Consider the following 15,208-nt stretch of genomic DNA (forward strand, 5'->3'; position numbering starts at 1 on the left):
AGTTCAAAACTAGCTGCATCAGACTTTTGCGTCCAGTTCTTCGAAGATAGAGTTTTTACTTTTATATTCTTTCACCAGTTCTTTCATGTGAGTGACTACCAGCATGTCGTCACTATTCCTGGCATGAGCGATCAGCGAGTAAATTTGTTTCTGAATTTCATCAAATGCATACTCCCTTACTTTACCGATCATGATCTTTTCATGGTGTGTAGGCATGGTATTCTCATTGTCATTCAATAATTCTTCAAATAACTTTTCGCCTGGTCTCAATCCCGAGTATTCAATTTTGATATCTTCGTGAGGGATTAATCCTGCGAGTTGTATCATCTTCTTGGCTAAATCTACGATTTTAACCGATTTGCCCATATCAAATACAAAAATCTCTCCTCCTTCACCCATACAGCCAGCTTCCAAAACTAAGCGACAGGCTTCCGGAATGGTCATAAAATAGCGTGTAATTTCAGGATGGGTAACTGTTACAGGTCCACCTTTTTCTATTTGCTGTTTGAACCTTGGGATTACCGATCCGTTTGACCCCAATACATTTCCAAAACGTGTTGTAATGAATCGGGTGATTGGTTTAACTTCCAATTCGTTGATGTAACTTAGACCATTACTAAAGATATGATCTTTATGATGCAGAGAGTTATTTAGTGATTGTACATAAATCTCAGCAATACGTTTAGAAGCGCCCATTACGTTAGTAGGATTTACAGCTTTATCAGTAGAGATCATTACAAATTTTTGTACACCGTACTTCACAGCTTTATCAGCAATAGTCTTAGTACCTAATACATTCGTTTTAATTGCTTCAGAAGGATTATCTTCCATTAAAGGAACATGCTTATAAGCCCCCGCATGATAGACATAATGAGGCCTCAATGTACTAAACAGGTAATCCATACGCTTTTCATCTCTAACATCTCCTATGAAGGCATGAAAATTTTTATTTTTTGTTGTCTCCGTTAATTCCAGATACAATTCATGTAAGGCTGATTCCGCCTGATCACACAGAATAATCAATCCAACATCAAATTTAGTAAGTTGGCGCACGATCTCACTGCCGATTGAACCAGCAGCACCCGTTATTAAAATCCTTTTATTTTTAAGTTGTTCTCCTATTCCTTCAATATCAATGTGAATTGACTTACGATCTAAAAGCTCCTCAATATTTAATTTCTTGATCTGTGTAGGCTGCAATTTTCCATCAGTCCACACATTTGGTGGCGGAATATTTAATACCTTGATTCCATTTTCCAGGCAAACTTCAACTATCTCAGATTTACGTTCCTGGGGGATAGTGTAAGAAGCAAAAATGATTTCATCCAGTTCATGCTTGATAATCAATTCAACCAGATTTTTCGCGTCCAGTATTCTAATACCATCGATAGTTTTACCCATCTTACGTTGGTCATCATCTACAAACGCAACAATATTTTTATTGACGTGAGGGTCATGATCAAAAGTTCTCTTTGTAGCAACTCCTGCTTCTCCTGCACCATAAATCATTACCCTAATAGTATCTAGTTTTAGATTCTTAATATAAATAAAGAAATATTTCACCAATACTCTGTAGGTGATAAGCATAAGAAAACTTGCCAGCCCATTAATGACCAAAACGCTATTAGAGACCATTTGTGGCTTTCCAGTGGCCACAAAAATCATATTTAATAGAAAAAAAGTACTGTTAGAAACAATTACCGCATATAGAATCCTAAATGTATCCTGAGCACTGGTGTAGCGAATAATACCGGAATAAGTTCTTACATTAAGAAAAACTAACGTACTAATTACAGCAGTTATCAATACATTACGACTGAACTCAACATAGTTCAAATTTGATAGATCAAAATTATATTTAATTAAATAGGCAATCGTTAATGATACAAAACATATCGTTAGGTCAAGCGTAAAAATTATCCATCTGGGTACTATGTTGATTTGACTGAACAAAATATTATAGTTTAATATGCGCCAAATTTAATCAAAAAACTATACCAAGTCCAAATGGACTGCTATCATTTATTGAAATATATTATAAAATATCCTATTATTAATTATTAATTGAGCGAAATGGGTTAAGAAATACCATTGAAGCCTTGTAAATTTCTCATGACAATTAAAGGATTTGGACGGTTTTTATTTTTTCTTAAACTAAAAAAACCGTTCATAACTAGGAATGACCTAAATTATGAACGGTATGTATAGTAAAGCTTATTATTCGAAATTATTCAACGTCTTAAAACCACCCAATCTCAAATATTCGTCTTTCTTCATTAACTGCAAATCAGATTGAATCATATCTTTTACCAATAATGGTAAATCATATTTAGGAACCCAACCCAATTGGGTTTTAGATTTTGTTGGGTCTCCAAGTAACAGATCAACTTCAGTAGGACGGAAATAAGCAGGATCCACTTTTACGACTTCCATACCAATAGACAATTTGGCACCATTTAATCCTAATTCTGTAACTATTTGTTCATCAATGGCTGAAATTATACCATGTTCTGTAGCACCTTCCCCCTTAAATTCAACTGTAATACCCAATTCAGCAAAACTCATTTTAACAAAGTCTCTAACTGTGGTAGTTACTCCTGTAGCAATTACATAATCTTCAGCTTTGTCTTGTTGCAAAATCAACCACATGGCTTCTACATAATCCTTAGCATGTCCCCAGTCTCTTTGTGCAGATAGATTACCTAAATAAAGGCATTTTTGAAGTCCTAAGGCAATTTTGGATGCTGCTCTGGTGATTTTACGAGTAACAAAAGTTTCACCTCTTAAAGGACTTTCATGATTAAAAAGAATACCATTACAAGCATACATCTTATAAGCTTCTCTGTAATTTACCGTGATCCAGTAACCATATATTTTAGCTACGGCATAAGGTGAACGCGGATAAAAAGGAGTCGTTTCACTTTGAGGAACAGCTTGCACCAATCCATACAATTCAGAAGTCGAAGCCTGATAAATTCTCGTTTTTTCCTGTAAACCTAATATCCTTACTGCCTCTAGTAGCCTTAAAGTTCCGATACCATCTGCATTAGCGGTATATTCCGGGGTATCAAAACTCACTTTCACGTGACTCATTGCTGCCAGATTGTAAATTTCATCAGGCTGTGTCTCTTGTATGATCCGAATTAAATTTGTTGAATCTGTTAAATCACCAAAATGCAATTTAAAATTCACTCCGTTTTCATGCTGATCCTGATAAAGATGGTCTATCCGTTCTGTATTGAACATAGATGATCTTCTTTTAAGACCATGTACAAAATATCCTTTTTTCAATAAGAATTCGGCTAAGTAGGCGCCGTCCTGGCCTGTAACACCTGTTATTAGGGCAACTTTCATGTGATTCAATGTTTTTGAGTAGAAATAATTTATATTTATGATTGCGCTAAGCAAATTCCTCGCCGCATTTGGCAACTATCGCTTTAGATACTTCTTTAATTTCTTGTTCGTTGGCTTTTGGATAGATTAGTAAAACTTTACCATCATCTACCACGATATAATTATCCAGCCCCTTCACTACCGCAACTTTGTCTTTAGGGATTTGAATCATACAATTTGTTGTCTCTGAAAGATTAATAGTATAACCTGAAAAAACATTGTTATGCTCATCTTTTTCCACAACTTCATACAAAGATGCCCAGGTTCCTAAATCAGACCATCCGAAATCACCAGGAATTGTAAATACATTGTCTGCCTTTTCCATGATCGCATAATCTATAGATATGTTGTCCGACAATGGATAATTTTCCGAAATGAATGATTTTTCATCAGGTGTATTGTAGCAAGACACACCCTTTTCAAAAAGTTTAAAGATATCAGGTGAGTATTTTTCCAGTGCAGTTAGAATCGAACCAACGCTCCAGACAAAAATGCCCGCATTCCAAAGATAATCTCCACTAGCTACAAATTCTTTTGCTTTTTCCAAATTAGGTTTTTCTAGGAAACGTAAAACCTGGTGTACACCGTCAACTTCAATTTTATTGTAATTGATATAACCATAACCAGTATCTGGTCGTGTAGGGCTAATACCTAAAGTAACCAAAGCATCTTTTCCTTCTACATAACTAAGAGCTTGCTGGATCTTTTCCAGGAAAACAGCTTCATTCAAAATGAGATGATCTGATGGAGCGACTACAATTCTAGCATGAGTATTAAGTTGACTTATTTTAAAAGAGGCATAGGCAATACAGGGTGCGGTATTGTTACGGCTAGGTTCAGCGATAATGTTCTCCTTGGGTAAGCTTGGCAATTGCTCTGCCACTAAGCCAGAATATTGTTCATTAGATAAAATGAAAATATTTTCTGGAGGACAGATTTTCAGAAAACGTTCGTGGGTTAACTGCAAAAGTGATTTGCCAATGCCCAAAATATCAATAAACTGCTTAGGAAAATTATTCCGGCTCTTCGGCCAGAAACGGCTGCCAACACCGCCAGCCATAATCAAAACATAGGTGTCTTTCGTGGAAATGTTATTCATTCTTTATATTCATTAATTCCAATAAGTAAATGTAGCGAATACCAATATAATGGGATAATAACAAATTATTAACTACTCTTTAATATAACAATAAAAAATCAAAATTGTTAGTGTAAATTTTACACACATCTACAAATAACGTGTTATTGTAACAATTTTACATAATTTTTTTTAATTTAATCTTTCTTAACTATAATAAAGCAAGATAATTTCGATTATTCTTCATTTATAGATCGAAAATACTTTGGCCTTTATTTTGCCTTATCCTATTAGTCAAAAAAGGTTCATATAACAACCATCATTTTGAGTGAATAACAAAATTTAAATTGTATGATAGAAAATATAGGGGAAAAACTAAAAGCTCTACGTCTAACCCATTGTCTTAGCCAAAAAACTATTGCTGATCAATTAGAAATATCTGTACCTGCTTACTCAAAAATTGAGACCGGACTAACCGACATTTACTTCAGCAAGTTATTGCAAATAGCTGATATATACGGCATTTCGATTATTGACATCTTAAGAATCGGCGAAAAAGATTTAAAAGATGGACAATATCCTCAAATGAAAAAACAGCTAGATGAATTAACAGAACTATATAATACCCAACAAAAAAGAATTATAGACTTATACGAGACAATAAGGAAACAAAAGCAACCTTCATCTAAAATCTGAAGGTTACGCCTAACTCTCCATGCAAATTAAAAACATCATTATGGGGAACATAATACTCATCAGGGGTATAATCTTTCATTATCCATTCATAATTTAAAGATTTAACACCTTGTAATTTGGCTGTAAATATTAAATTTTTATAATTCCAAGCACCTTGAACGCCCATTGAAAAATCTACCCATCTTCGACTTTGCCCATTTAGATCACCAATAGCTGCATCATAAAAGTCAGCGTTATGTTCATATCGCTGAAAAATCAATCCCATTTTTTTTAAGCCCTTAACCCAGCTTACTTCTAAAGACTGTAAATCACCTCCGGAACCAGTTCCTGCGCCTAATATTTGACCAATATTCGTATATCCTTGTGTAACTTGATAATGCTGATAAAAACCACCTGATTGCCTTGTTAACCGATCAACAGATTGTGACAATTGATCAACCTCCGCATTGATTTGAATGAATTCACCTTTTTTAGCGGGTATAGGTATCATTTTGGTAAACCCGAATATATACGCTCTGGCATGATCAGGAGATCCCAAAAAGTCCCTGAAATTGTATGAGTTATCATTTAACCCATATTCAAAATATATTTCAGCACGAGCCTTTTGAAATACCCATCGAGCATACATCGATATTCTCTGGTCTCTTGAAAATGGGTCTCCTTGTAATCCAGCATCAACTTTTTGTACAGGAGTAAAAAAAGGAAAATACGATTTAAAACCCTTTAGGTCTTCTTCGTAAGAAGCAAAATCTCTGATAAATCCAAGGAATAAGCCAGGCACCCATTTAGGCTGATAACTGATATTGAATCCAGTTAGATAGCGCCAGTCATTATTGTATGGAACAAATAAATTTGTACCTGTTGAAGTTGTTGTTTGGGCCAATGGGGTAAGACCCGAATTTTCCAATTTACCAGCGATAATCTGTGCCTCAAAAGAGCCAATAGCTGTATGGATGGGTCTAACGGTATTTAAGGTGAAGTGCTTAAAGCCTGCTGCATTATTTGTCATAACTAATGCATTTTGTATACCAGGCCCCCACCACAGATTCTCGTTAGATAATCCGAAAGATATTGAACCAAATGTTAAACGAATACTACTTTGACCCCAATTTGCCTTTGAATAAGTGCCGTTTCCAAATCGCTCAGGATTGTCAATTATATTATAAAATGTATAGTAACCTGTTAATTCAGCATCTGATCTACCACTATAGGAAAACCCTTGAAAAGCCTTATTTTCAGCGTAGACAAATTCAGGCCTTAACTGTATACTTAGCGGTCCGTACTTGACAAAGAAACCACCGCTTAACATTGTTTGATAACCCCTAGAAGGTATCATAGCACCATCATTCCACCCATATGGATGATTTGAATCGTATTGTTGCTGCCAAGACAATGGCAAGATCTGAAATTCCCCCTGACCTTTAGCAAATCTAAGTGGTCCAGATGACTTAAAATATCCGTCCTGATTAAGAGTACTGTCAGGATCATATACATTTTTCACCTTAAAAGATGCAGCAGGAAAAAGTGGGCGAGCAGCGAACGAAACAGTAGAATCTAATTCGCCCAACAGCTGTTTTCTTCGATAATAGTCCTCTATCCCAGGAGTACCTACTGGTAAGGACTGAGCATCTGCATTCACTATTAAAAGATTGCAAAAAATAAACGTTATAATGGTAAAGTATATTTTCTTCATGGGTATGTTATTAAAAACGATAGGTTACTCCAGCCTGCAATTGTGTATTAAAAGCATTTGCTCCGTTTACCCAAACAATATCTGTAGGAGATTCATATAAATACCATTGATAATTAAGAGATTTTACTTCCATTAGCTTTGCACTAAAAATAAAGTTTTTATAGTTCCACTCTCCCGTAAAAGCAATACTCAAGTCTGTCCAATGCCTACGCGCGTCTTGATCTGCAGTATAAGCATAGAAATAAAAATCATTATTGTGTAAATAACGCTGTAGTTGAAAACCGAGTTTTTTTAACCCTTTAACCCAACTTACATCCAAAGTCTGAAGGTTTCCACCAGGTCCGATTCCAGCTCCTAATTCCTGCCCTGCGTTTGTATACCCTTGTCGTACATATTTATTTACATACCAGCTATCAGCATTGGCAATATCTGAAGCATTAGTTTCCTGTAATTGAGTAGCCTCAACACTGATCAAAATATTTTCATTTCTGCTTTTGTTGAAGGGAATCATTTTTCTTAGCCCAAAAATGTAAGCCCTGTTTCTCGCAGCTTCTAAAGCCTGATTACGTAAATCTCCGGAACTATTGTTCTTACCATATTCAAAATAAATTTCGGCGTTTTCCTCAGGCCATAACCAACGCATAAATAAGGAACTTCTATTATCACTTTTACTTGCTGCCTGATCGGCATTTACACTTGTTGTCGAAGAAAAGAATGGAAAATAGTCTCCAAATTTACTTTGATCTTTCGTGTAAAGCTGAGAACTACGTGTCAAACCTAAAAATAAACCTGGAATCCACTTAGGCTGCCAGCTGGCCACAATTCCAGAAATATATCTTGAATCATTTGGTTTCGCTACCAATAAAGGGTTAGAGAAATAATCAATTTCCGGTGTGAGAACACCATAACCCGAATTTTCTAAACGTCCTGCAATCAGTTGGCCTTCAAATGAACCAATGGCAGTTTTTATAGGCTTTCTGGTATTTAAGGTTAGGTGCTTGAATCCGGGTGCTGTATTACTCATTAATAAAGAATTTTGTATTCCAGGACCCCACCATAAATTTTCTGTGGAAAGTCCGAATGAAACAGCCTTATAATTTAGCAAAATACTGCTTTGCCCCCAGAAAACCTTCGAATATTGCTTTGTTCCGAAACGCGCAGGAAGATCGATATTGTTATAAAAATCATAATACTTTGCAGTAGTAATTCCATAAGTAGCAGGGTTCCAAGTGCTGAAATCACTATTAGTAGCATAGTCAAATTCGGGTTTTAATTGTATACTTAAAATACCATATTGTAAATAAAAACCGCCACTAACTAAAGTCTGAAGACCCTTTGCAGGTATCATGACTCCATCATTCCAGCCATAAGGATGGTCAGAATTCGTTTGAGCCTGTACACTGAAAGGTAATAAACTTATATTTAATTTACCATTTTTTGACCTATATAAATTCGGTGATATATCAATTGATTGACGACGTATCTCAGAACTATCAGGATAAAATACATCATTTTTTTTTAAACTCAATTTAGGATAAATTGGCCTGATCATGAAAGAAACTGAAGAATCAGCATCTCCCAATAGTTGAGCTCTCCGGTAATAATCTTCTATAGCTACCGTTCCTACCGGTAAACTTTGAGCAAATATTTTATTTTTAAACGTAAGTAATGTGATAAAAAGAAAAGTGAACTTTATAGTCTTCATCGCCAGATTTTTCATTAATTATATTTAATTACTTTAACAACTAAATTATCCACTGACCAACTTTCATCACATTTTTGATCTGTTACGTTCGTTTGCACGAGTTTGTCCAGACATTGGATTAATAACATCTTATCGGAATGGCTAACGCTTTTATGAATTTTATAAAGAGTGGTACCGTTGGGATTGCTGGCTTCACTACAGAAACCAGGTAAATCAGTGCGGGATGCACCCGTTTTAGGATTATTGCTCTGTGCCGGATAATCACCGGGATAAGATTGTGGGGGACAAAAATTACCTGCTACGCAATCAAAATTTGCAAATGTGGTATAAATGTAGCTCTTTCTATCAACATTCATAGCCCATATATCAGGACCGCTAACACTTCCAATTTGCTGAACTCCTTCCCAGCTATCATGGATATATAAATCAAATGATATATCTACCAAATCGTGTTTAGGCAGATCATTTATAGTTAGGTTGAACTCTCCTTTATTATAGTTTCCTAAAACTTTGGAACCATTGAAAGATGAAATAATACCACCAGTGATACCTGATAGATTGGCACTTTCAAAATCATTTGAGTATACCTGAACTTCATTTTGAACTGTTTTAGCACAGGAACTAAGTAAGATAATGAAAGTAAAACTGAGAAGTAAAAGTTTGTTCATATTAAATTTCAACAATAGTAACGAGGTGTAAAGTTACATATAAATATTAAACCAACATTTGTTTACCCAGCAGTTTTCCAGCCCCCTCTGTTGAAAATCTCATTATAATAAAAGCCGCAACACTTAAAAATATGAAGCAGCAAAGGTAAAATATAGAATTCGGGAGCCATAAAATGACTAACACATTTAAGATCAATTGGGTTATTGCATAAGCAGATGAAACTATTAAATGTGGCCATTTCCTTTCATTTGCCAAATATTGATAAAAATGACTTCTATGAGCATCAAATATATTTTCCTTTCTAAATAATCTAAATACAATAGTAGTTACAGCATCTAAACCGTATAACAGAAGAAGCAATAAATAATTAAAGTTTTGAGATTTAATGATTAATTCCAATAAAATAAAAAGAATAATAAAGGCTATGCTTACACTTCCTACGTCGCCAGCAAAACATTTCGCTTTTGTTCTAAAATTAAAAAAATTGAATACCATGACAGCCACAACTGAAACGAGTAGAAAATTAGCATTTATAAACTCTTGCACGAACATGTTAATATACAAGAATGATATGAATGCAATTAATGCATAAGATCCGGTAATGCCATTAATTCCATCCATAAAATTGATAGCATTAATACTACCAATTACAAAGAATAAAGCAAGAACCACCCAATACCATGGTAGGCTCCATAATTGCAATTGAAAAAACATTAAAGAAACTGCAGCCAGATGCATTACTATTCTTAATTTATTACTTACCGGTTTGATATCATCAGCAAAGCTAATGACAGATATAAGTGTCAGTCCGATAAGAAACCAACGATATTCATAACCAAAAAACAGTGGATATATTAATAATGCAATGGAAAAGATAACTCCCCCGCCTCTCAGCGTAACTTTACTGTGAGAACTTCTATGATTAGGTTTGTCAATTATACCGAAATAATCAGCGATTATAAAATAAAGAAGTTCAATTGTAAACAACAGAGGTAAAAAGGATAAGAGAAGTAAACTGGACATCTTATTAAATGATTTTAAAGCTATTTAAAACTTGACCCGGATTCCAGCTAAAGGTTTCTACAGCTTTTGTATCATCAAAAGTGAGATCACTGGTGATCTTTTTAAGCTTATTACTAGTAATAGGAAATTTTTGACCGAATAAATCACCAGCTTTAGCCATAACTACTGCCAGCCATAAAGGTATTTTTTTGGGAGTACTACGACCGAGTTGTCTGGCTATGAGCGACGATAACATATAAAATGATGGGTGCTCACGGTCAGTTAAATTATATATGCCTCCTATAGTAAAAACTTTTAATATCGCAATTGCAACATCTTCTGCAAGTACTATACTCTTTTTTGCTTTTCCATTATCGATATTGAAATAGTATCCCTTTTCAATACCCCGAATCATGCTTTTAAGATTTCCTGGAGGACAAGGTCCCGCAATTAGCGGTAACCTTAAAATTGTATAAATTACGGCATGTTCATCACACCACTTTTGCACGAGAATTTCTGCCTGTATTTTACTGAGTCCATAAGGATCTACGGCAAGTAAGGGGCTCGTTTCATCTATTAGTGTACCTTCTTCTTTTCCATAGACCGCAACTGTACTTATAAAAATAAAAAATTTGGGAATCTGGGGCGCCATACTAAGTCCATCCAATAACAATCTCGTTCCATCAACATTTACTTTAAAAAATTCCTCTGCATCGCTAGCAGATTTTGGTACACTATGCGCTTTACCCGCGCAATGAATTATTAAATCAAAAGATGACGTAATTGTTACAGGATTATCTAGCGCAAAATCAAATTTAATATTGTCCTGAATAGATCTTCCTAAAGTTTGTAGAGAGGGAAATCTTGTCTTTAAAGTATCACAAATAATCTTCCCTAAAAAACCTGAGCTCCCTGTTAATAATATGTTCATTATTTTTTATTTATTGCCATAGAAAACACCCTAAAAGTGCTATCATACATTTTAGTAGATGAGAAATTTTCAATAAGATTAATCCTGCCTCTTTCTCCCATCGAAATTCTTAGGTATTTATCATCTATTAATTTCATTAAACAATTTTTTAAAGATAATATATCCTTCCGGGCAACTACATAGCCTGTAAATCCCTCAATAACTGCTTCTTTAGCCCCGCCAGCATCGCTTACGACTACCGGAAGCGAGCAATTCATAGCCTCTAAAGTTGAAATTGGGAAACCTTCCCAGTTAGATATCAATAGAAATACATCTGAGTTTTGAAGCATCTGCTGAATTCCACTTTTATATCCATGAAATACAAATTTCTCTTTGACATTTAATCGTATTGTCAATTCCTGAATGTACTTAAGATTTGGTCCATCTCCAACAAAGTGGACATTGATATTATCCAAGTCTTTACAAGCCATTACTAAGGTCTCGTGATCTTTCTGCTTATCGAAGCGCGCAACCATAATAAAGTTAATGGTGTCATTAAGTGGCCTGCTCTGAATATCTGTATTGTCAAGGATATCAATACCGTTATGCACAACTTCTATTTTTTTTGACGAAGTTATATTGTATTTTACGGCTATTTGCTTATCAAAGTTTGACACTACAATTATCTTGTCTGCAAATACAGAAAGCTTCCGTTCAAGAAATTTATACAAAATAGAGCTTGATCGACTCACCCCTTCTGTAAATGCCCACCCATGGACGGTAAAAACAACCGGAATATTAAGTAAAACAGAACTTAGCCGACCTATTATACCAGCCTTACTAGAGTGTAATGATATAATATCCGGATTGAACTGCCGAATAATACTACGCAAATGAAAAATAGAACTAATATCATCAATGATTGAAATTTGCCGTTTTAGATTTGAAATGGTTACAAACTTTAAACCTTCTTCCAAAATTAAATTGTGAAACGGACCTTCAATCTTCCCACCATAACATATTAAAACATCATGTCCATCCTTTTTAAATAATTTAGCCAAAGATAACACGTGAGTTTGAGCACCTCCTATTGAATCTCCCCTTGTTATAACAATTAAAACTTTCAAAGCTTAAAGATTAAAAAGTATACGGACATTTTCCAACAACCCCCTTAAAACCATCTGAAAATCCTTTCATACTATATTTAAAGTATTTTTTCTTTTCTTTAGACAAAATCAGAAAAATAGATAATCTTAAAATATTGAATGTTACTTCGCGTAATTTATACCCAAAATCTATTGATTTGTTTTTTACCATGAAGATGCTATTTCTATATAAGTAATATCGACGTATAGGGCTATGAACTGATATAGTACGCCCGAGGATAGAAACACGATTATCACCGATGGTATGAGACATTACAATCTCCGGATCTGCATACACTAAATAACCTTTACTTTTCGCTCTAAAACACCACTCAACATCTACATAATCAATAAATAAATCCTCATTCATTAAACCTACATCTTCTAATACAGACATCCTTATAAAACAACCAGAAGCAATCAGAAAGGTTGCTTCAACAGGTTCGTGTTTAGGTTTAATTCTTTCAATAAACGGACCATAATACTTTGTAATCGGATATATTTCCCCTGAAACCTCATTAAAATAAACTGGTCCTATAGCGCCTACCGGGAGTTCTTTTGAAAGAAGTACTTTCTCAGACAATAACATCTTGGTTATAAACTCAGGAGAAGGAATAGAATCTTGATCAAGGATAATTATATGTGAGGAATTTGATTCTTTTGCCAGCTCGATTCCCCGGTTTTGTCCAAAACCCAATCCTTTATTTTCATCTAGTTTTTTTAGTTGAATAGAAAAACCTTGATTGACAAAATTTATCACCAAAAGCTCTATAGCATCGATATTTGCCGAGGCATTATCTATGATTATTAAATGCGATACTTGGTGTGCTAAAGACCCAATTTGTCTAGAAAGAAGATCTAGGTCAGGATTATATGTAACTGTTATCGAAGAGACAGCATTAGTCATAATTTTTTTTTAAAATTTTGGTTACAATATATCTTGCTTTTGAATACAGATATACATAAAAAGGATATTTGGATTTTAAGATATCAAATCGTCCGATACTATAAAAATTGTCTTTATTAAGTGTAGAGAACCCTGTTTCACTATAATTGCAGATAACTCTATTTAGAAACTGAAATTTAAAATCAATGTCGGAATAAAGAAGTAAATTTAATTGATAATCAGCGTGTACTTTGTTAGTCACATCAAACTTATACCTTTCAAAAACCGTTGCAGGATAAAAGATTGCTTGTTGACATATATTTTGGTGTGAAATTTTGAAGATATCAAACTTTCCGGCATAATTAATCTTGCTCCTTGTCATATATGCATTACCATAGTAGATGGTTGTAGTATCTATCAGATACTCATTCAAATTTCGAAGCACATTGTTTAAAGTGTCATCCGCTCCAAGAAATAAAACGAAATCACCTTTAATTTTTGAAACTCCTTTATTTAACGCATCATAGATCCCCTTATCAGGCTCGCTAATCCAATAACTTATTTTATCATCATACTTTTTGATAACATCAACTGTTCCATCAGAAGACTGCCCGTCAATAATGATATATTCTATATCATCGTTTTTTTGATCAATAACACTTTTTATAGTTTCTTCAATAGTATCCACTGCATTGAAAACCACAGTAACAATAGATATTAACATATTAATTTGATTTTATTTATCTCTTCATTGGCTTTAGTGAGTACGAGAATCGAAACAAATGAAGACAAAAAGTAAATGATAACAAGCATAAACAACGACCAAACAAAATTATTCATAAAGAGGTTAGCATCAGAAATTAAATCCGTAATTGAGTAAGTAATTAATGAAACAATAATAAAATAGATAAATTGCCTATTCTTTTTATCTGCGAAGATAAGGAAGTTCCTAACCCATGATATTAAGAATCCACATATAAAAGAAAATATAATTCCCCCATATCCCCAAAAAAGCATCCCAATAAAGTTATGGCGTGCATTAGGTCCGCTGTCTGTTTTTCCTGTATGATATTCGGTTATATCTACTCCAATAATATGCGGAGGTTCTATATTAGCAAATAGTTTCATAAACGTCCCAAGTCCAGGATAAAATATATATTTAAGTCCAGACTTCTCATGTATTGAATTGATAACATTTTCATTGTAGCCCAGAACAAATATATCACCGCTTCCTATAAAGCGATAATAAAGAGATACAACTGAATTTAAAAGCCCAGCATTGTTTTGTACCGAGATTATTAACACGGAGGAAAATATTAGAATAAATATAAAAACTTTACTTATTTTAAAAACCGGCAGTCCATTTCTTGTAGCATATATAAAGTTGACTATTACATATAATGCAAAAAATGTCAGTAAAGCAGACTTGGAGCCTTCTAACATAGTACATACCACTGTAAAAAAAATAAAGACCTTTTCTATAGTAGAGAATCGCCCTAGCAGATGTTTTTTATAAAAAACCGAAATTAAAAAAATTACTCTTGAATAATTTAAAAAAACTCTTAGCGTACTGTGTTCTTGAAAAGCAAATACATGGTTTGTATCATCCTTGAACAAAATAAACCCTATAATTTTAAAAGTTACCATTTGAGCGATGAAGTAAACAAAAGCAGAAGTGAAAATAAATATTTGCAGCTCTTTGAAGTTGAAATTTATTTCTGATGCAACACTACTTTTTCTATTTTTTACGTTTTTTACCACAAAGAATCCCAGTAAGAAACCAACCTCAGTTAAAAGAAAAGATAAGGAATATTCGCTTTTTATAAGTTGATAATATGTTAGTATGTATACACAATATGATGCACTTGCCATTGATATAGTTTGCATAAAAAGTGGGTCAACAATTGACCAGATTCGTTTACGAAACATAAAAAGATATACCAATATAAAAACCACATATATTAATATATTTACCCACAAGTTCGACAAAATCTTCTCCAGGAATAGTACAAAATCCATATAAAGTATTTA

The 15,208-nt window shown here is 34.0% G+C and carries 13 protein-coding genes; 1 reads left to right on the plus strand and 12 read right to left on the minus strand.

Annotated features, from left to right (window positions below):
• Positions 1–18: 18 nt before the first annotated feature.
• From GSQ84_RS17205 to GSQ84_RS17215, 3 genes are all read right to left on the minus strand, one after another.
• On the minus strand, positions 19–1,953 hold the full coding sequence (locus tag GSQ84_RS17205) for a nucleoside-diphosphate sugar epimerase/dehydratase (RefSeq protein WP_158798503.1): 1,935 nt from the start codon (positions 1,951–1,953) through the stop codon (positions 19–21).
• 264 nt (positions 1,954–2,217) lie between these two features.
• The gene (gene gmd / locus GSQ84_RS17210) at positions 2,218–3,354 is read right to left on the minus strand and encodes a GDP-mannose 4,6-dehydratase (protein ID WP_158798504.1); all 1,137 of its coding nucleotides are present in this window, start codon (positions 3,352–3,354) and stop codon (positions 2,218–2,220) included.
• Between the two features lie 46 nt (positions 3,355–3,400).
• Positions 3,401–4,492, minus strand: a complete 1,092-nt coding sequence (locus GSQ84_RS17215) for a mannose-1-phosphate guanylyltransferase (protein WP_254070894.1) — start codon at positions 4,490–4,492, stop codon at positions 3,401–3,403.
• 330 nt (positions 4,493–4,822) lie between these two features.
• Between GSQ84_RS17215 and GSQ84_RS17220 the strand changes: the two genes are divergently transcribed.
• Positions 4,823–5,167 (plus strand): helix-turn-helix domain-containing protein, encoded by a 345-nt coding sequence (locus tag GSQ84_RS17220; protein ID WP_158798505.1) that lies wholly within the window; start codon positions 4,823–4,825, stop codon positions 5,165–5,167.
• Here the strand turns inward: GSQ84_RS17220 and GSQ84_RS17225 are convergent.
• Genes GSQ84_RS17225 through GSQ84_RS17265 form a run of 9 tightly spaced genes read right to left on the minus strand, consistent with a single transcriptional unit; the run spans position 5,157 to position 15,064 of the window.
• Entirely contained in the window at positions 5,157–6,860 is a 1,704-nt protein-coding gene (locus GSQ84_RS17225; protein WP_158798506.1) for a capsule assembly Wzi family protein, read from the minus strand. The two genes, GSQ84_RS17220 and GSQ84_RS17225, sit on opposite strands and share 11 nt — an antisense overlap.
• 10 nt (positions 6,861–6,870) lie before the next feature.
• Positions 6,871–8,580: a capsule assembly Wzi family protein gene (locus GSQ84_RS17230; RefSeq protein ID WP_158798507.1), complete on the minus strand. Its 1,710-nt coding sequence runs from the start codon at positions 8,578–8,580 to the stop codon at positions 6,871–6,873.
• Positions 8,580–9,233: a hypothetical protein gene (locus GSQ84_RS17235; protein ID WP_158798508.1), complete on the minus strand. Its 654-nt coding sequence runs from the start codon at positions 9,231–9,233 to the stop codon at positions 8,580–8,582. Before GSQ84_RS17235 ends, GSQ84_RS17230 begins: the two co-directional genes overlap by 1 nt.
• A gap of 46 nt (positions 9,234–9,279) precedes the next feature.
• Positions 9,280–10,257, minus strand: coding sequence for a glycosyltransferase family 4 protein (locus tag GSQ84_RS17240; protein WP_158798509.1), 978 nt, complete (start codon positions 10,255–10,257; stop codon positions 9,280–9,282).
• A gap of 4 nt (positions 10,258–10,261) precedes the next feature.
• Positions 10,262–11,167 (minus strand): NAD-dependent epimerase/dehydratase family protein, encoded by a 906-nt coding sequence (locus GSQ84_RS17245; RefSeq protein WP_158798510.1) that lies wholly within the window; start codon positions 11,165–11,167, stop codon positions 10,262–10,264.
• Positions 11,167–12,273: a glycosyltransferase family 4 protein gene (locus tag GSQ84_RS17250; RefSeq protein WP_158798511.1), complete on the minus strand. Its 1,107-nt coding sequence runs from the start codon at positions 12,271–12,273 to the stop codon at positions 11,167–11,169. Before GSQ84_RS17250 ends, GSQ84_RS17245 begins: the two co-directional genes overlap by 1 nt.
• Before the next feature lie 10 nt (positions 12,274–12,283).
• A complete protein-coding gene (locus GSQ84_RS17255) occupies positions 12,284–13,198 on the minus strand; it encodes a glycosyltransferase family 2 protein (RefSeq protein ID WP_158798512.1) in 915 nt (304 codons plus the stop codon).
• Positions 13,191–13,901 carry a glycosyltransferase family 2 protein gene (locus GSQ84_RS17260; protein ID WP_158798513.1) on the minus strand — a complete coding sequence of 237 codons (711 nt, stop codon included), beginning with the start codon at positions 13,899–13,901 and terminating at the stop codon, positions 13,191–13,193. Before GSQ84_RS17260 ends, GSQ84_RS17255 begins: the two co-directional genes overlap by 8 nt.
• On the minus strand, positions 13,895–15,064 hold the full coding sequence (locus GSQ84_RS17265) for a hypothetical protein (RefSeq protein WP_158798514.1): 1,170 nt from the start codon (positions 15,062–15,064) through the stop codon (positions 13,895–13,897). Before GSQ84_RS17265 ends, GSQ84_RS17260 begins: the two co-directional genes overlap by 7 nt.
• Between the last annotated feature and the right edge of the window lie 144 nt (positions 15,065–15,208).

Origin of the sequence: Pedobacter sp. L105, assembly GCF_009765875.1 — a bacterium.
GTDB lineage: Bacteria > Bacteroidota > Bacteroidia > Sphingobacteriales > Sphingobacteriaceae > Pedobacter.